This window comes from Myxococcales bacterium, assembly GCA_016712525.1.
GTDB lineage: Bacteria > Myxococcota_A > Polyangia > Polyangiales > Polyangiaceae > JAAFHV01.
In genome coordinates, this window is record JADJQX010000008.1 from 282,841 (window position 1) to 301,148 (window position 18,308).

Genomic DNA, 18,308 nt, shown 5'->3' on the forward strand with positions numbered 1-18,308 from the left:
AGAAACGTGGGACGGGCGGCTTCGTCCCATACCGCGGAAAGGCACGCGCGGGGGCCAAGATCGCGCCCGGAACCGAGGACGCACCGCGGCACGGGACCCGCGCGCGCCGCTACGAGGCGAGCGCCCGGAGGAGCGCCGAGATCCCGAGGAGCGTGCGGTCGCGCGGCACGCTCGTGAAACAGATGCGTACACGCGCCTCGTAGCCCGCACCGAACGCCGGCCCCGGGGCGACGAGCACGCCCTCGTCGATGCCACGGAGGAGGACCTCCGAGAGCTCGCGCCCGGCGAGGTGAGGCCCGAGGTCGACGAAGAAGTAGACCCCCGCCTCGGGTGTGCGCGCGACGACCCCCGCCTCGGCGAGCGCCGAAGCGACCGCGTCGCGGGTCTCGAGGTACGCGGCGCGTGTGCCTTCGAGGAAGGGCGACGGCGAGACGAGGGCCGCGAGCGCGGCATTTTGCGAGGCGACCGGGACGTTGAACACCGTGTGGGTGGAGATGCGCAGGGCCGCCGCAACCACCGCGGGGGGCGCCACGGCGAAGCCCACGCGCTGGCCGGCGAGGGCGAAGCTCTTCGAGAACGAATAGAGCGACACGGTCCTTTGCGCGGCGTCCTCGGCGGAGGCCGGGCCGACCGCGGCGCGAAACGCGACGTGCGCGCGCTCGTAGGTGACGTCGGCGTAGACCTCGTCGGCGAGCACCCAGAGGTCGTTCCCGCGCGCCACCTCGTGGATCACGGCGGCGAGCTCGGGGCCGAGGATCGCGCCGTCGGGGTTCCCGGGAGAGACGAAATAGATCGCCCGCGTGCGGGGACCGATGGCGCGGTCGAGGCGCTCGCGGAGCCCCTCGGGGGAGAGGGGCGCGTGCCCGAGATCGAGCGGGACCTCGACGCACGTGGCGCCTTGCGCCTCGAAGATGCCCGGGGCGAGCGGCCAATACGGAGAGAGCAGCACGACCTCGTCGCCCGGATCGAGCAGCACTCGCGCCACGCAGTGGAGCGCGTGAGTGCCCCCGGCCCCGAGCAGCACCTCGTCGGCGCGCACCGGGTACCCTCGTCGTTTCGTCACGTAGTCGGCGAGGGCCTCGCGGAGCGCGGGGAGGCCTCCCGTCGGGCCGTACCGGAAGAGCGCCGCGTCCTCGCGCACGAGGGCATCACGCGACGCGGGAGGCGGGAGCACGTGGGTGTCGCCGATGTGGAGGGGCACGAGCGCACGTCCTGCGCGGGCGACCTCCGCGATGCGCTCTTCGAGGGCCGCGAACACCCCCTTGCGTAGCGTCGCGGCCCCACGACCGAGGCGGCTCACGGCTTCGCCCGCCCGAGGCACGGCGCGACGTAGACCGAACCGTTCGGGACGTCGAGCGTCGACAGGAGGAGGCGCGACGTGCCCTGCGGTCCTTCGCTCGCGGCGTCGCAGCGCTTGGCGGCGACGTCGATCGTGACGCCGTCTTGGCGCGCGTCGATGGCGCCGTAGAGCCTCGCGCGGAACGAGCCGAGCGCCCACGTCGAGCCTTGCGCGACGTCGACGACGCCCGTGCCTTTGCCGACGAGCGCGGCGTCGATGTCCCCGTCCATGAGGGTGCCTCCCGGGCCCATGCGGAGCCCCGTCGCCACGAGGTGCACACGATCGGTCGCGAGGGTCGTCGGGAACGTGACGGTCCCCGAGAGGCCCACGCGGGTGGCAGGAGACGCGAGCCCAAGGAGCGCCCCCTCGGGGACGTGGAGCTCGGAGAGCGGGCGCATGGGCACGGAGAAAGCCACGGTGCGCTTGGGCGAGCCGTCGGGCGATTTTACGGAACCATCCGTATTCATTGACATTTCTGCGCCCGAAGCGCCGTACGGGTCCATGCGCAAGGTGACCGACGACGCCTCACCCGCGCGTGTGGCGCGGAGCTCGTACGGCCCGAACGTGCCCGCCGTGCCGCCGACCTTCACGATCGCGGCGGTGAGCGTGTACGCGCGGAGCCACGGCGTCGCCGAGTCTCCTGTGAATGCACCCGACACGTTCTCGAGCGTGGCCGATGTGCCCGGTCCGAAGGGCGCCGACCAGGTCACCTTCGCGTCGGTCACGGTGACCTTCTCCAAGAGCCCGCCGGGCGGCACCGCCCCGGTCGACGCCTTGGTGACGAACGCATCGAGCGCCTTGCCGACGCGCGGGTAGCTCCCTTGGACCTCGAGCTCGAGGTGATCGAGCTCGACGCGCGCGACCGTGAGGCCACGAAGGCCGAGCACGACCTTCGGAGCCTTGAACGACGCGACCTCGGGCACGGTGCCCGACACCTCCCCGAGCGTGAGCTCTTGGAGGCCCGCCGACACCTTGCCGACGGTGAGCGTGGCCCCCATGGCCTCGGCCGCCTTGACGTAGCGGTCGCGCATGAACCCAGGGCCGAAGAGGGCAGCGCCCGCGAGGGCGACCAGCACGAACGCGAGCACGAAGAGGCCGCCGCCGATCGAGCGGGGTTTCTCGGTGACGACCACGACGTCGCCCGTGTTGGCGTTCGGCGGGAGCCATCCGACGTTCGCCATCTGGATCTCGGGACCACGGAGGGCACCGGGCGGGGGCGGGAGCGGGCGCGGTGGCTCGGGCGCCGAGCGGAGCGTGGGAGGCAGCGGGCGCGGCGGAGGCGGAGGGAGCCCTTGGGTCTGCGACGGACGCGGCGGAGGCGGTGTGCCACGCAAGGACACGGGAGGCGGACGCGACGGCGGAGGCGGCCCCGGAGGCGGTCCCGGCGCGCGCGACGAGATCCCCGACACGGGCGAGCGACCGTGAAGGCTCGGCATCGTCACCTGCCTGCGCGACGACGAGAGCGACATGGAGAGCTCGTCGGGGCCGACCGAAGGCAGGGCCTCGAGCCGCGCGAGCTTCTCGGCGCGTTTTCGTAGATCGGCCTCGGCGAAGTGCTCGACCCACGCCCCCACGTGCGAGGGGTTCGCGAGCGACACCACGTTCTCGATGGCGAGGGCCATGTCGCGCGCGGACGCGAACCGGGCCTCGGGCTCGCGGGCCATGCCCTTCATGACGATGGCGTCGATCTCGGGGGGGACGTCGACGAAGGTGCTCGGCGGCTCGACGTTGCCGCGCAGGATGAGCGCGACGATCGCGTGGTCGTAGTCGGCGTCGAAGAGCCGACGACCGACGAGCATCTCCCACATGACGAGGGCCGACGCGTACACGTCGGTCGCGATGGTGGCCTGGCGCCCGTCGAGCTGCTCGGGCGCGAGGTAAGGGACCTTTCCTTTCACCATGCCGGCCTGGGTGGCCTCGCTGCTCGTCTTCGCCTTGGCGATGCCGAAGTCGATCACGCGGGTGATGCCGTCGACCCCGACGATCACGTTGTGGGGCGAGATGTCCCGATGGACGATGCCGAGCGGCACCCCGCGATCGTCTTTGGCGGTGTGGGCCGCATGGAGCCCGTGCAGCATCCCCACCATGACCGAGGCGCACAGGGGCACCGTAGTCGGCTGGCCTGCCCCCGCCGCCGCGCGAATCAGCCGAGAGAGCGCCTGCCCGTGCACGTACTCCATCGCGAGGAGCACCTCGTCCTCGAGGTCGATGACGTCGATGGGCGAGACCACGTTCGGGTGACGAATGCGCGCCGCGAGCCGAGCCTCGTCCAGGATCATCGAGCGAAAGTCGGGGTCTTGGGCGAACTGCGGGTGGAGGCGCTTCACCGCGATCGACTTCGCGAAGCCGCCGGTCCCCTCCATGCGTGCAAAATACACGGATGCCATGCCGCCGGCCGCTATCTCCCCGCAGAGGGTGTAGCGGCCGAGGGTCATCACGGCGTCGCGTTGGCTTGTGCTCCCGGCGTGCACGATGGGTCCGTGGCCGTGCCCGAGAAGACCGAGAACGGCGCCTCGAGTGTACCTTACCGAACGGGTCGATCGCGAGGTTTGGGCCGAAATGGTCGATGCCCCGAGGGCCTTTCGGGCCTTCGGGGCATCGTGGAGGTCGAGCTTTCGGGTCGGCTCAGAAGCCGAACTGCACGCCGAGCTCGGGCGAAATCGCGGGGAGAACGCCGTTTCCGAGGGCGAACGCCATGCGGAGCCCGAGGGGGATGGCGACACGCTCGGTCGCCATGATGCGCACGCCGCCGCCGAACCCGATGAAGCCCGGTCCGCCGAGGTACCAGGCGTCGACCGTGCAGTTCTGGCCGGTCCCGGTCTTCGTGCAGTTCGCCGTGGAGGGCGAGGGCTGACGCGCTTCGGTCACGGTGACGCCGACCTTGGCGTCCCAGTTCGAGATGCCACCACCGAGGAAGGCGTAGGGCACGATGCCCTTGGTCTTGGCGAGGCCGTCTCCGAAGAGGTAGGTGCCGCGGGCTTCGAGGTGGATGGGGGCGCTGAAGCCCTTACCGTCGACGCCACCCTCGGTGCCGGGGTACGTGTTCACGACGAGGCCGAGGCGCGCGCCGATCATGATGTTCTTCGTGACGCCGTAGTCGGCCGTCGCGAGGATGCGGATGGTGGCCGGGGCCACGCCGCCCTGCACCTTGTTGTTGGCCTGGCCCGCGGTGATCGCGTCGTTCTCGGCGCGCTCGGCCGTGTTGGTCGGGCGCGTCGGGTAGTCGCGGCTGCCGCCGCTGTCGTAGCAGTAGTAGCCGGTGTCCTTCAGCGGCAAGAAGTTGTTCTTGTCGTCGAGCTTGCAGACGTCGTCACCCGAGGGCAAAAACGCGAAGTCCATGCCGAACTGGAGGCCTGCCCAGAACTTGCGGTAGCCCTTGGGGCCACCGGCGGGGGCCGTGCAGACGCCCTTGTCGAGCGGGTCGGCGCCCTTGTCCTTCTCGCACTTGTTCGACTGGCATTCGTTGTCCTCGACGCACGCCTCACCCTCGGGCTTCCCGGTGGGCTCGTCGCCCCCGCCGGTCGGCGGCTTCTTCTTGCAACCGGGGAAGTCGGGGGGGCAGTCGCCCGTATCGGCGCACTGCGTGGGCGCGGGCTGGTTCGGGAGGTGCGGGGCGTCGGCGACGGCCTGCGCCGTGATCTTGGTCTTGTAGGGCTCGTTGCGGCTGCCGGCCGTGGCGACCGGGTCGTTCTGATCGTTGAACCCCTGGATATAATAGAGGAAATCGCCGGTCTGAACGTCGCCGCAGGGGGAGTTGCCGCCCCACTGCTTCTCGGAGAGCTTGCGGAGCTCGAACTGCTTGAACTCCGTCATGCCGAAGCCCTTGTAGCGAACGAGCACCTTCACGAGCTTCTCTTCGCCGCCGTACTCGACGAGCACGGGCACCGAGGTGCGCACCTGCTGCTCGGGGAAGGGCGTGTGCACGAAGTCGCCCGAGGGGCCCTTGGAGGGGCCGGGGCCCGGGCCGGGAGCGGGCGCGCCGCCACCCTTCTTGGCCGCCTCGAAGACCGCGGTGATCTCTTTGGTGGTGAGGTCCTTGTCGAGGGCGACGGCCGGGTCGGCCTTGAGCGCCTCGGCGAAGGCCGCTTGGCCCTTGTCCTTGTCGTTCAGGCCGCCCACGTAGACGACGCCGAGGTCACGGTGGAGGAGCGCCTTCACGCCCGGGGCGCACTTGTCGGCGCCGCAGGCCGCGAGGGCCTTTTCGAGCTTCTCCTTCGCCTTGGCGAACTCGGTGGCGAGGTAGTCCTCTTCCATGGCCTTCTTTTGAAGGGCCTTGGCGCCGGCTTCGGTCTTCGGGTCGGCGAAGGCGGGCGAGTCGCCGATCGCGAACGTGAGCCCGATGGCGAGAGCCGCTGCGGTGACAAGCTGACGAGTGCGTCGTTCCACGTGTTTCTCCGTTCGGAAGAGCCCTTACAACGATTTGACCCGGCTCGTCTCGAAAAGTGAAAAAACTGCGGTCGCGGCGGAAGCGCGAGGCACGCCTCGAGCCTCGAACGGTGAACACACGCCCAGGCCCGAGCCCCATCTCTCGTGCCTCGAAATGGCGACGCGGGCCCCCCGAGAGGAAGACCCGCGCCACGTCCCCACGGGACTCGATCACTTCGTGACGACGCCGCCCTTCGGCGGGACGAGGAAGAGCACCTTGCGCTCGTCGAGCTTCACGTTGCCGGGCACACCGACCACGTCGAGGAAGGCGTTGAAGAACTGCGCGGCCACCTGAGGCTCGACCGTGGTGTTCGTTTGGGGGATGACCTCGAAGCACACGGGCGTGCCCACGGTCACCTGGGTGAAGGTGTCCTTGATGCCGTCGCCGTTCGTGTCCTTCGCGGGGTGCGCGGGGCACTGCTGGCTCGGGTCGCCCTCGTCCTTCGCGCGAAGGGCCTTGATGAACTTGGTCGCGTCGACGCCGCCTTCGTTCGCCGGGTCGTTCCGCGGGATGACCGTGACGTCGTAGGTGGAGCCCACGGCGATCGCCTTGATCGCGTTGACCACGCCCTGCCCGATGTTGGGGCTCGACTTCGCGTACTTGAAGTTCAAGCGGCAGCGCCCTCCCGGAGCCGAGGGAGCACGCGCGGCGTTGTTCACGCCGGTGCAGCACTGGCCCGCCGTGCACCCGGAGAAGGCCGACGCGGGCAGGTTCGAGCTGGTCGCGTCGGAGAGGGCGTCGGCTTGGGTCTCGTTGCCCGGGCCACCCGAGTCGCTCGTCAGAGAGACGAAGCGGGCGCTCGCGCCGGTGAACGCGCTCGTGACCTGCGCGGTCGTGATGCCTCCGCGCGTCGCGTGCCAGCTCGCGTCGGTCGTGAGGACGACCACGGGCACCGCGCCGGCGCGGAAGCGCACCGCGCCGCGGGTACCGGCCGGGGGCGTGACCGCGGGGACGCCCGTGACGGCCCCGCCCGTGAGGACGTGGAACATGGCAGGCACCTGGCCCTCGGGCGTGTCGCCGCCGCCGCTCGCGCCGAGCTGGCCCGCGGCGGTCTGCGCCTGCGACAGCGTGGTCGTCACGGGAGAGAGCACGCGCACGAGGTTGCCGTTTCCGTCGGTCTCGTCTTTGTGGCTGACGATAGCGATGCCGACGTTCGGGATCGCGGCCTGGAGCTGCGTGAGGAGGTTGCCCGCGAGCGCGTTCCGAATGCCCGTGATCTCGTCGGACATCGAGCCCGTCGTGTCGGTGACGAAGGCCACGTCGACCGACTGGATGTTCGTCTTGAACTTGAGCACGTCGTTCTGCGGCGTAGGCGCCTCGTTGAACGGCTCGACGAAGAAGAAGTCGCGGTTCTCGCTGCCGCGGCGGAGCGCCACGATGGTGATTTTGCCGCCCGTCGACCCGCCGTCGGCCTTGACCGTGACCCCCGTCGTCTGGCCGAGCGGGCCGGCCGGGAGCGTCGCGACCGACGTGAAGGTCGCGCCGTTGAACGCGCCGAGCTCGGGGCGCTCGAGGGTGAACGTGGCCCCGGCCGTCACGTCGCGGTCACCCGCCGGGTCCTTGCGGATCACCTTGAAGCCTTGCGTGGCGGGGGTCGGCGGGTTCGTGGACGTGTCGATGAAGACGACGGCGTTCACGGGGTCGAGCTGGAGACCGTTCGTGTTCTCGCCGCCGAACACGGGGCCCGCGGGGCCGCCATCGGGGGACGTGCCGGGCGGGACCGCCGGGTTCTGAGCCGGGTCGAAGATGGCGTCGCGCTCGGACGAGCCACAGGCGAACGAGGCGGCGAGCGACAAGACGAGCGTGAACGAGACGGGTTTCTTCATGGCGGCCTCCGTTGCCTACGACTCACGCAGGCTGCCATGGCCCATGCACGATGCAAAGCTTCCAACGCCGAAACTTCCTAGCGTAGGGCCATCCCACCTTTCCGTCCATCGTCTCTTTCGCTAGGGGATTTTCCTCCCGTCTCGCCGCTCGACTCGCTCGCCCCGCGCGACTCGCTCGAGACGGACGCGCCGTCAGGCTTCGGCGGGCGCCGTCGCGGCGTCGAGGGGGCGCTTCTTCGGGGCGCGCAGGATCGGGTCCGACGGGCGCCAATCGGACGGCATGGCCTTCGGCACCATCGGCACGACGTAGGCTGCGTCGCGCACTTCGGCGAGGCTCGTGGCGCCGGAGGTCACGACGGGCACGTGCTTGAACGAGATGGCCGCGTAGAACATGCGGTAGTGGAAGAAGTTCTTCTGGACGATGACGTTCGCGTCCCGCGCGCGGAGGCCCAAGGCCGACCAAAAGCTCGGGTGAATGGGCAGCGGCGCGCGCTCGGCGACCACCACGTGAACGCTCCCCACGTCGAGGCGGAGCGTACGGCCGAAGTCGGTCGTCGCCCGGGCGCGCACGACGGCGCGGGCCGAGACCTCCGGGCAGCCGTAGCCCGGGGTGCCGCGGAACACGACGTCGCGTGTGTCCCCGTCCCGTGACGAATCCCACAGCTCGGCGACGAGCGCGGGATCGTGGAGGGGCACGAACGCGACGAGCCCCGCGCCCCGCGCGACGAGCTCCGCGAGGATGCGCGTGTTGCCTCCGGGTGCGCCGGCGCCCACGACGTCGTCGCAATCGACGAACGTGACGGGTCCGAGCTTCGACAGCACCCCTCGCCTCGCCTCGGCGATGGCCTCGGCCGGACCGAAGAGCTCGGGGAGGCCCTTCGTGCGCTCTTGCCACGCCCTGTCGGCGAGCTTGTCGGCGAGCTCCGCGGCGAGGGCCGGATCTCCGTCGGTCGTGACGTGCACGGCCCAGCCGAGGTGCTCGGCCTGCGTGTAAGGGTGCACCATGAAGAGGCTCGCCGAGACCACCCGAGGGTCGCGCTCGAGGTCTTTCATGAAGCGGAAGACTCCGCGCATCGGGTCGAGGAAATCGATCGTGGTGCCGCCGGCGATCACGATCGGCAGCTTGCGCCACGCGGACACGGGGCGAATCTCCCCGCGGAGCGTACGAATCAGGCGATTTCCCGCGCGGAACCCGGTCGGAAAGAGATCCCAATGCGGGTTCGTGCGGTAGCCCACGAGCACGTCGACCGGCTCGACGAGGCCCGCCGAGAGGTTCGCGTGGAGGTCGTAGCTCACGGCGACGCGGACGTTCGGACCCACGAGCTCGCGGACGCGACGGAGCAGGTTCGCCTCGGGCGCCCCGTCGAGCCCCGCGACCTCCATCGAGCCGTGGAGCGCCAAATACACCCCGTCGAGGCCGCCCTCGAGCGCCCGCGCGAGCCGCTCGAGCAGATCGCCCACGAGCTCCTCGAAACACGAGAGAGAGAGCGGCCCGCCCGGCACGGCGAGCGACGACGCGAGCGGCACGCACGTGACCCCGCCGGCGAGGCGCGCGGCCTGCCGGAACCCCGTGAGCTCGGCGTGGGGCATGAACGACTTGAGCTCCACCCCGGAGAGCGTGGTCGCGCGCTCGAGCTCGTCGCCGGCCATGTGATGCATGCGGTCGAAATCGCCGCGCTCGGTGAGCACGGGGCTCTTCGCGTTCGCCTCGTGGAAGAGGCGCCCGTAGGCGATGCGGAGCGGCTTTTTCCCACGACCGAGAGAGATACCGAACATCGGGAGTCCTTTTCCGTCGCGGCGCCGACGGTGCGAATGCGGAACACAGGGGAGACGAAGACGCGAAAACGACGGGCTCAGGCGCGGCGCGCCTTGGGCTTCTTGGGCGGGGCCTTGGGCTCCTTCGGCAGGGCCTCGTTTGGCCGCTCGATCTTGAGCGGGGCGAGCAGGTGCGTCCACACGAGCTCGTGCGACGGGCCGAGCGCGATGCCTTGGGTGACCCGCTGGAGCATGAGGCCGTCGGTGAGGGCACGCATGGTCGTGACGAGCGCGTCGGCGTCGCACGGGGCCACGATGCCGGCCGCGATCCCCTCGCGCACACGGTCGGCCGCGGCCTTCCGGAAGGCCTCGAACACCTCCGCGCCGCGGCTCACGATCTCTTGCACCCTCGCACCCGACGTGGCGGCGATCGCCTGCGACAAGAACACGATGCGCGACTCACGCCCGTGGTGGAACGCGTGCACCGCGCGGAGCTGCGCGTAGAGGCGATCGATGGGGTGCGTGTGCCGCTCGACCTCGGCCATGACGACCATGGCCTGCTCGGTGAGCGTGGCCACGAGCGCCGCCTCGACGATGTCGGCGTACGTGGGGAAGTGATAGAGCAGCGTGGGCCGCTTCATGCCAAGCTCGGCGGCGAGCTTCTCGGCCGAGATGCCGAGGCCCTCGCGCTCGAGCACCAGGGCGGCTCTGCGGGCGAGGTCGAGCCTCTTGTCGGGTTCGGAGGGGCGGGCCATGTTCGACGAATCGTCAAATAACATTTCCTGACGTTCTGTCAATTCATAGACCACAAAGTGATGCCGAGAGCGCGATCGATTCGTGAAGTCGTCCCACCGAGCGCCGAATGCGCCCCTCATTACTTGACAGTTCGTCAACTCGGACTATGCCATGGCGCATGAGCAAAACCGAGCGGGTCGTCGTCGTCACGGGTGCCAACACGGGGATCGGGGCGGCCTTCGCCAAGGAGATCGCGAGTCCAGGGGTGCACCTCGTGCTCGCCTGCCGGTCCGAAGAGAAGACGGCGCCCGTCCTGCGTGAGCTCCGAGCGAAGGGGGCCCGTGCGTCGTTCGTCGCGCTCGACCTCGACCGCATGGCGCGCGCGCACGAGGCCGGAGAGCGCATCGCGAAAGAGCACCCACGCGTCGATTGGCTCGTGAACAACGCCGGCGTCGCCGGGGCGCGCGGCCTCACGGAGGACGGCTACGAGCTCGCGTTCGGCACGAACCACCTCGGGCACTTCGCCTTCACCATGCCGCTCCTCGGCGCGGTGCTCGCGGCGAAGGGCCGCGTCGTCAACGTGTCGAGCGGCAATCATTTCCAGCCCCGCTCGCTCGACCTCGGGCGTGTCACGCAGCCCACCTCGAGCCGCACCGGGCTCGACGAGTACGGCGTCTCGAAGCTCGCGAACGTGCTCTTCACCGCCGAGCTGCGGAGGCGTTACCCCGGCCTCGAGGCGGTCGCGATGAACCCGGGCCGCATCGCGAGCGACATCTGGCGCAAGGTCCCCTCGCCCGTGCGCGCCATCCTGCCGTGGCTCTTGCGGATGGGCTCGGTCGAGGCGGGCGGCCACACGATCGCGCACGCAGCGACGGCCTCGCTCGAAGGCGACACCCTCTACTTCCACAAGCTCGAGCCCAAACGGCCGAGCCCGCTCGCCCGCGACGCCGCGCTCGCCGAGCGGCTCTGGTCCTTCAGCGAGCGTGCCCTCGAGCGCGCCACCCAGGAGCCCGAGCGCGGCGCGGCTTGAGCCTCTCGACGCATGGAACGGCGCGAGGCCACGGGCGCGATCGCCGCGTGGCCTCGTTCGTTTCGTCCGCTCCGCTCCGCCTCAGAGGCGTCGGAAGACGCCCACGACCACGCCGAGCAGCATGGTGGGGCGGAAGTCGACCGCGCGCACCAGGATGGGGGCCATGGTTTTGTTGGCGGGCTGGAACCGCACGTAGTCCTTCTCGGGGTAGTAGTACTTCACCGTGGCCTCGTCGCCGATGAGGGCGACCACGATGTCGCCGCGGCTCGCGGTGAGCTGCTTCCGGACGAAGATGTAGTCGCCGCTGAGGATGCCGGCGTCGATCATGCTGTCGCCCGAGACACGCAGGCCGAACACTTCGCGCCCGCCGCGGAGGAGCCCGCGATCGACGCGAACCGTGTCGATGACGTTCTCTTCGGCGAGGATGGGGAGGCCCGCGGCGACCCGACCGAGCACCGGGATCTCGACGAGATCGTCGTCGTCGAAGGTCGTGCGACCCTCGTCGTTGGACGCTTCTTCGGTCACGGCCGAGGGCGGGAGACCCGCAGGCCCCGTGGGGCGGAGCGCGCGGCTCTTCATGTCCTCGCGCGTGAGGTAACCCTTCCGCTCGAGCGCCCGGAGGTGGTCGTTCACGCCGTTCGTCGACCGGATGCCCATGCGGGCCCCGATCTCCCGAAGCGTGGGCGGGTACCCCCGATCTTGGATCGACTGCTTGATGTAATCGAGCACCATCTGCTGCCGCTGCGTCAGCCCTTGCATGATGCATGGAACAGTACTGAACGCACGTTGCACGGTCAAGATTGCGGGTTCGATTTGTTCGTAACCCCTCAAAATGACGGCATTTCCTGCCGAGCCAAGGTGGGGCCATGTAGGTCGAAAAACGACCTCCGCGAGGGCCTCCGAGACGGGCCAAACGAGCGGCGGATCGCATGCACCGGGAACACACGGCCACCCGCGGGGCCGGGCCTTCGAGTGCCGAAATGACCACGGCGCGGGCCCCTTCCGAGAGCCCGCGCCGCCTCGCCCCACCCCGGTTCGCGTCAGCGCATCGCGTTCGCGCGCTCGATCATGGCGTGGAGGAGCACGTTGCAGCCCGCGGTGATGTGCTCGGGCTTGGCGTCCTCGATCTCGTTGTGGCTGATGCCGTCCTTGCAGGGGATGAACACCATGCCGGCGGGGGCGAGCCGCGCCACGTAGACGGCGTCGTGACCGGCGCCCGAGACGGCGTCCATGTGCGAGTAGCCGAGGGCCTTCGTCGCCTTCTCGACGGCCTCGACGCAACCCTTCTCGAACTGGCACGGCTTGAAGTACGAGACCTGCTTGAGCTCGATCGGGAGCCCGGTCTCCTTGGAGGTCTTCTCGATGAACGCCTTGATCTCGGCGTCCATGGCGTCGAGGTTCTCGTCGTCGATGTTGCGGAGATCGATCGAGAACTTCACCTGCCCCGGGATCACGTTGCGGCTGTTCGGGTGGACCTGCACGAAGCCGACCGTGCCACGACCGTGCGGAGGCCTGCGGTTCGCGATGGCGGGCACCTCCTGCATGATGCGCGTCGCGACCTGGAGCGCGTCCTTGCGGAGCGCCATGGGCGTGGGCCCCGCGTGCGCCTCCATGCCGGTGACGACACAGTCGTACCAGCGGAGACCGAGCACCCCGCGCACGACGCCGATCGTCATGCCCGCGTCCTCGAGGACGGGCCCTTGCTCGATGTGGGCCTCGAAGTAGGCGCCGACGGGGTGTTTTCCGGGCTCCTCGTCGCCGACGTAGCCGATGCGGCGGAGCTCGCCCTCGACCGTCTTTCCGTCCACGTCCTTCGCGGCGTACGCGTGCTCGAGGGTGAACGCGCCGCAGAAGACGCCCGAGCCCATCATGACGGGCACGAACCGCGAGCCCTCTTCGTTGGTCCAGAACGCGACCTCGATGGGCGCCTCGGTCTCGAGTCCCGCGTCGTTCAACGTGCGCACGACCTCGAGGCCTGCGAGCACGCCGTAGTTGCCGTCGAACTTGCCGCCGGTGGGCTGCGTGTCGATGTGGCTGCCGCACATCACGGGCGGGAGGGCGTCATTTTTGCCCTTTCGGCGCATGAACACGTTGCCGATCTTGTCGACGGTGATGGTCATGCCGGCCTCTTTGGCCCAGCCAGTGACGAGGTCGCGCCCCTGCTTGTCGAGGTCGGTGAGGGCGAGGCGACAGACGCCGTCCTTGGCCGTCTTGCCGATCTTGGCGAGCTCCATGAGCGACGTCCAAAGGCGCTCTCCGTTCACGGTGATGGGCTTCTTGGTGTCGGTCATCGCTGTCTCCTGGAGGTCTTGAGGGTCTTTCCGGCGCGGCGAGCGCGGGCGCGACTTCGCGGCCCGTCCTTCTTCGCCGCGGCGAGGCCCCGGAGCATGACAAGCCGCGAGGCGCGCGTAAATGACTCTCGCCGAGCCTTCGACGCGCCCGACGCGCGCCGCCCTGCGTCACACGAGGAGGCCGAGCTCACCCGCGAAGGAACACGAGCGCCCCGCCTGCCGCGGCCAGCACGAGCACGAGCACGACCACGACCACGACGACCCACCCTTTGCCCGACGACGGCTCTTCGCGTCGCGTGGGGGCAAGCATGACGGTGGCGTCGTCTTTGCGGCTGCGGGGCGGAGGGGCGTGCCCGAGGGCGCCGTACGCACCCGAGGACTGCGCCGAGGAGGGAGTGATCGCGCCGAACGGCGTCGGGCTCGGGCCGAACGCATGGGGCGTCGCTTGGGGCGCGAAGGGAGGATGGGGAGCTTGCGGCGCAGGAGCCGCAGGAGGCGGCACGGGCGTCGCGTTCACGATGATCGACGCTTCGTCACGGGGCACCTCGGGGCCACGGCGCGGCGGAAACATCGGGACGAGGGCAGGCTCCGGAGGAGCCGGAGCGGGCTTCGGCTGCGGCGGCTCGTCGGCGACGGCAGGCTCGGGGGCCCCGGGCGCACGCATGCGCATCGTCCTCTTGGGGGGGACGGGAGCCTGCCCGGGCACCGTCAGGCCCGCCTCGCGAGCGGCCTCGATCACCGCAGCCGGCACGGGGATCGTCGGGTCGACGGGTTCCTCTTCGTCGGCCAGGATGGGCGCACGGGAGGGGCGCTTCGACTTTCGCGTCTCGATGCCCTGCGCGGCCTTCAGGTGCGCCAAGAGCTCGGGCTCGAGCTCGGGCCCGCTGTTCCAGGTCGGCTCGTCGTCGCCCGGGTCGTCGTCTCCGGGGTGCGCTCCACCGAGGCCCTCGGAGGTGGCCTGGGCGAGCGCCTCGGCGAAAGCCCTCGCATCGAGCCAACGCTCTGATTTTCTTTGAGAAAGCGCGCGATCGACGAGCTCGACGATGGCGTCCGGGGCCACGTCGCTCGGGACCGCGGCGCGGAGCGAGCGTGGCTTCGTTTTGGTGGCCGCGAGCAGCTCGGAGAACGGGCGGGGCCCCTCGTTCGCGTCGTACGGGCCGCGCCCGGCGATGAGCCAAAAGAGGATCGCTCCGGCACAGAAAATGTCGGTCTGAGCGTCGACGAGGAGCGGATCTCCGATGGCCTCCTCGGGGGCCATGAAGGCGGGCGCGGAGAGCACGTACCCGAGCCGGGCGAGCTCGGCGTCGAGGCCCGGCGTCGCGCGAGGGGTGACCCTCCCGAAACCGGTGACCTTGATGCGCCCGCCGGGGCCTATCACCAGGTTCTCGGGGCGGAGCTCCGGGTGCACGAGGCCGATGTCGTGCGCCGCCGCCAGCACGCCGAGGAGCTGGGCCACGAAGTCCACCGCCACGTCGAGTGGGAGCTTCCCTCCCCACGCGCGACGGAGCGCCACCAAAGGTTCGCCCTCGACGTGCTCCGTCACGAGGAACGGCCGCCCGTCGCTCGTGGTGCCGTCGTCGAGGGTGCGCGCCACCTCGGCGCTCGGGATGGCGTTCGCGGCGTACGCGTCGGCACGGTACGCCAGCGCGAGCTCGTGATCCCGGCCCACGTGGGGATGGGCCACGGCGAGCCCCACCTTCGCGCCGTCGCTCGTGCGTACGGCCTCGTAGTGGCAGGCCGTCGCCGTGGTGAGGACGAGGCGCGAGACCTCGTACCCCACGCCCACGGTGGAGCCGGGAGAGAGCGCGGTCAAGCCGTGCCCCCGAAGGCCGCCTTCGCGACCGCACTCCCCGTGGAGCGCCGGGCCCTCACACCGGGTCGCGCCGCTTGAGGAGGATGAGGAGCGCGACGAGCATCAGCGCCGTCATGCCGTAGAGGACCACGAGCGGGAGCCAGAGGTCCGCGTAGTTCACGAAGCCCCACCCACCGGCGAGGTTGTCCGAGGCCATTTGGGCGATGGCGCATTTGAAATGACCATTTTCCACGAAATCGGGCGCGCTCGAAAGGCCTGGCTTCTTGAGGTCGATGAACCAGGCCGGATCCTTCTGGATGGCGTCGCGCTCGTGCGTGATCGATCCCTCGAAGCCCCAGCGCGCCGGCATCACGTACATGAGCGGCTTCAGCATGGGGTTCGTGGTCATCGGCACCATGAGCCCACCCAAGACCACCTGAGGGATGAGCGCGATCGGGGTGAGCGCCATGGCCGCCTCGGCGGAGGTCACGAGCGTCGAGATGAGGAGGCCGAGCGCCGTCGCGTTCATGCTCACGGCCACCATCACGAGCAGCTCCATCAGGAACGCGAGGGGCCCGCCGTGAAACCCGAGCGAGAAGAACACGATGCCCAGGAGCATGGTGCACTGCAGCACGCAAATGAGCGAAAGGATGATGTATTTCGAGAATACGTAGTTGAAGAGCGAGAGGTTCACCATGCGCTCGCGCAGGTAGATCGCGCGCTCGGTGACGATCTCGCGGGCCGAGTTCGAGGTGCCGAACCACACGCAGCTCACGACGACGAAGAAGAGCGCCGCGGTGTGGTCGTTCGTGGGCTTCATCTGCGCGAGGAGGTCAGCCGAGCCCGTCGCGTTCGTCTGTCCGCGCTTCGACAGCTCCTGCAGCGCGCCGAGGCACCAGAACGGCACGGCCTCCTTCTGCCCGGCGAACACGAACGCAAGCATGATGCCGATGATGGGCGCCTGGAGGAACATGATCGCCGCGCCGGCGCGGTCGCGGATACGCACCTTCCAGTAGCGCGACATGAGCAAGAAGAGCTGGCTCATGAGCGCGATCTTGGGCGCGTGGGGGACGCCGCGCGCCGCCGCCTGCGTGCCTACGGCGCGGTTGCCCGAGAACATCTGCTGGAAGACGGGGTTCTCGTTGCGGAAAAACTCGTTTCGCCAGTGCCGCGCCGCCTCGAGCCTCGCGGGGTTCCTCGGCGTATTCGGGTCGACGCGCTTCATGTCCTCGAGCACGGCGCGCTCGCGCACGTTGAGCATGTCGAACATGTCGCGTGGGTTGTCGATGCGCTTGCCCGCATGCTGGGGCGCGAGGGCCACGAAGGGACTGTTCGGGCGCTCGATGAGGTTCGCGAAGAAGCGGTACGAGGGCTCGCCCGTAGGGCCGTAGTACGTGGGGATACCGCCGTAGCCCATGATGAACGTGAGGTTGAACTTCTCGTATTCGTCCTTCGCGGGCTGGTGGATCGTCATGATGATCGTCTTGCCCGTCTTCTTCGTGAGCTCGGACAAGAGCGTGATGAGCGCGGTGGTGTCGTCCGCCGCGAGGCCCGAGGTGGGTTCGTCGAGGAAGAGGATGACCGGGTCGGTGACGAGCTCGAGCGCGATGTTGACGCGCTTTCGTTGGCCGCCCGAGAGCACCTTCTTCTCGGGCTTTCCGATCTCGAGGTTCTTCAGCGAGTCGAGCCCGAGGTCTTTCAGGGTCTGCTCGACGCGTTGGTCGATCTCGGCCTCGGAGTAGTCGGGCGGGAGGCGGAACCGCGCCGAGTACTTCACCGCCTCGAAGACGGTGAGCTCGGGGTGCACGATGTCGTCCTGCGGGACGTAGCCGATCGAGCCGCGGAGCGCGTCGTAGATGGCGTAGAGGTCTTCGCCGTTGATGCGCACCTGCCCGCTCGAGGGAGGGAGGTACCCGTTCAGCGTCATGAGGAGCGTGGTCTTGCCCGCGCCCGACGGCCCCATGAGCGCGATCATGTCGCCCGGGTTCGCCTTGAACGAGACCCGATCGAGGAGCACTTTCATCTTCGACTTGTCGTCGCGGTCGGGCACCTCGAGAGAGAGATCCCAGGCCTCGATGTCGTAGAGAGGCTTCCCTGCCCACGACGCCTGCTGGTCCTCGACGGCGAGGCCGAGCTGCTGGCCGGCCAAATGGAGGAGCACCGGCATGGGGCCGATGAAGATCTTCTCGTTGTGCTGGACGGGCACACGTTGACCGGGCGCGAGCCTCTGACCGCGCACGAACGTTCCGTTCGCCGAGCCCTTGTCCTCGAGGAAAAACTCGTTGCCCTGCTTCATGAGCACGGCGTGCTTCGAGCTCACCTGCGGGTGAGGGACGACGATTTTGTTGTCGGGGGTTCGGCCGATCGTGACGATATTTTGGGCGAGATCCGCGAGGTTCAGCTCACCGATGACGGTGCGGTGCTTTCGAGGCGCCTCGCCCCCTTGCGGCGGCGGCTGTTGCGGCGCGCCCTGGGCTTGGGGTGGCGCTCCCATGGGAGCTCCGGCGGGCGCGCCTTGTGGAGCGACGCCCATGGCCTGCCCGAGCTGCATGAGCACGCTCACCGGAACCGGAACGGGCCCGAACGTGAGCACCCCGTTCGGGTCGAGCGGCACGGGCTGTTGAGGCGGGAGCCGCTGACCGTTCTGGTAGGTGCCGCTCGTCGAGCCGTTGTCGACGACGTGCATGCGGTCGAGCATGACCGTGGCGTGGTTTCCGCTCACGGCGGCGTTCGCGAGCACGAGGGTCGCCATGCTCGCCTCGCGACCGACCACGAGGTGCCCACGAGGCGCCTGGGCCTGGCCGTTCGACATGGCCATCAACGCGAGCGCGGGGTGCGCGAGCGGGAGGGGCGTCTGCCCCAAGACGATCGCCGTCCGGAAGTCGAACGGGACGGGCTGGTTGGGAGCGACCGGAGCGCCGTTCGCGAACGTCTGCGCGGCGCCGTTGTCGAAGAAGACGAGCTGCCCGCCCTGCTTCACGATGCGGGCGTGCTTCGGTGCGACCCCGGGCCCTTGAACGACCACGTCGTTGTCGGGCGTGGAACCAACGGAGATTTGCTCTTTGCCGAAGCCGGGAATCATCGCGCACGATGGTACACCGAGCGGGCCCGCGT

At 69.5% G+C, this 18,308-nt stretch carries 11 protein-coding genes; 1 reads left to right on the forward strand and 10 read right to left on the reverse strand.

The genetic code is table 11. From position 1 onward, the window contains the following. Positions 1-109: 109 nt before the first annotated feature. The 6 genes from IPK71_30635 to IPK71_30660 all read right to left on the reverse strand — a co-directional run bounded on the left by IPK71_30635 (position 110) and on the right by IPK71_30660 (position 10,101). Positions 110-1,300, reverse strand: coding sequence for a pyridoxal phosphate-dependent aminotransferase (locus IPK71_30635; protein MBK8218107.1), 1,191 nt, complete (start codon positions 1,298-1,300; stop codon positions 110-112). Further along, positions 1,297-3,777 (reverse strand): serine/threonine protein kinase, encoded by a 2,481-nt coding sequence (locus IPK71_30640; protein MBK8218108.1) that lies wholly within the window; start codon positions 3,775-3,777, stop codon positions 1,297-1,299. Before IPK71_30640 ends, IPK71_30635 begins: the two co-directional genes overlap by 4 nt. Positions 3,778-3,964: 187 nt before the next feature. Next, the gene (locus IPK71_30645) at positions 3,965-5,725 is read right to left on the reverse strand and encodes a hypothetical protein (GenBank protein MBK8218109.1); all 1,761 of its coding nucleotides are present in this window, start codon (positions 5,723-5,725) and stop codon (positions 3,965-3,967) included. A gap of 210 nt (positions 5,726-5,935) precedes the next feature. Continuing rightward, positions 5,936-7,591, reverse strand: a complete 1,656-nt coding sequence (locus IPK71_30650; GenBank protein MBK8218110.1) for a VWA domain-containing protein — start codon at positions 7,589-7,591, stop codon at positions 5,936-5,938. A 192-nt stretch (positions 7,592-7,783) separates the two neighbouring features. Next, on the reverse strand, positions 7,784-9,367 hold the full coding sequence (locus IPK71_30655) for a M81 family metallopeptidase (protein ID MBK8218111.1): 1,584 nt from the start codon (positions 9,365-9,367) through the stop codon (positions 7,784-7,786). Between the two features lie 77 nt (positions 9,368-9,444). Next, the gene (locus tag IPK71_30660; GenBank protein ID MBK8218112.1) at positions 9,445-10,101 is read right to left on the reverse strand and encodes a TetR/AcrR family transcriptional regulator; all 657 of its coding nucleotides are present in this window, start codon (positions 10,099-10,101) and stop codon (positions 9,445-9,447) included. A gap of 158 nt (positions 10,102-10,259) precedes the next feature. Here IPK71_30660 and IPK71_30665 point away from each other — a divergent pair, with 158 nt between their 5' ends. Continuing rightward, positions 10,260-11,111: an SDR family NAD(P)-dependent oxidoreductase gene (locus IPK71_30665; GenBank protein ID MBK8218113.1), complete on the forward strand. Its 852-nt coding sequence runs from the start codon at positions 10,260-10,262 to the stop codon at positions 11,109-11,111. An 81-nt stretch (positions 11,112-11,192) separates the two neighbouring features. Here the strand turns inward: IPK71_30665 and lexA are convergent, their stop codons facing one another. The 4 genes from lexA to IPK71_30685 all read right to left on the reverse strand — a co-directional run bounded on the left by lexA (position 11,193) and on the right by IPK71_30685 (position 18,276). Then, entirely contained in the window at positions 11,193-11,870 is a 678-nt protein-coding gene (lexA, locus tag IPK71_30670) for a transcriptional repressor LexA (GenBank protein MBK8218114.1), read from the reverse strand. Positions 11,871-12,151: 281 nt separating this feature from the next. Continuing rightward, positions 12,152-13,402 carry a Zn-dependent hydrolase gene (locus IPK71_30675; protein ID MBK8218115.1) on the reverse strand — a complete coding sequence of 417 codons (1,251 nt, stop codon included), beginning with the start codon at positions 13,400-13,402 and terminating at the stop codon, positions 12,152-12,154. A 187-nt stretch (positions 13,403-13,589) separates the two neighbouring features. Next, positions 13,590-15,215 (reverse strand): serine/threonine protein kinase, encoded by a 1,626-nt coding sequence (locus tag IPK71_30680; GenBank protein ID MBK8218116.1) that lies wholly within the window; start codon positions 15,213-15,215, stop codon positions 13,590-13,592. 55 nt (positions 15,216-15,270) lie between these two features. Then, complete coding sequence (locus IPK71_30685) at positions 15,271-18,276, reverse strand: FHA domain-containing protein (GenBank protein MBK8218117.1); 3,006 nt, start codon at positions 18,274-18,276, stop codon at positions 15,271-15,273. Positions 18,277-18,308: the final 32 nt, after the last annotated feature.

Coding starts and splice junctions, on each gene's coding strand:
- lexA (MBK8218114.1), bottom strand. CDS start 11,870: ATGCAAGGGCTGACGCAGCGGCAGCAGATGGTGCTCGATTACATCAAG.
- IPK71_30675 (MBK8218115.1), bottom strand. CDS start 13,402: ATGACCGACACCAAGAAGCCCATCACCGTGAACGGAGAGCGCCTTTGG.
- IPK71_30665 (MBK8218113.1), top strand. CDS start 10,260: ATGAGCAAAACCGAGCGGGTCGTCGTCGTCACGGGTGCCAACACGGGG.
- IPK71_30685 (MBK8218117.1), bottom strand. CDS start 18,276: ATGATTCCCGGCTTCGGCAAAGAGCAAATCTCCGTTGGTTCCACGCCC.
- IPK71_30655 (MBK8218111.1), bottom strand. CDS start 9,367: ATGTTCGGTATCTCTCTCGGTCGTGGGAAAAAGCCGCTCCGCATCGCC.
- IPK71_30650 (MBK8218110.1), bottom strand. CDS start 7,591: ATGAAGAAACCCGTCTCGTTCACGCTCGTCTTGTCGCTCGCCGCCTCG.
- IPK71_30660 (MBK8218112.1), bottom strand. CDS start 10,101: ATGGCCCGCCCCTCCGAACCCGACAAGAGGCTCGACCTCGCCCGCAGA.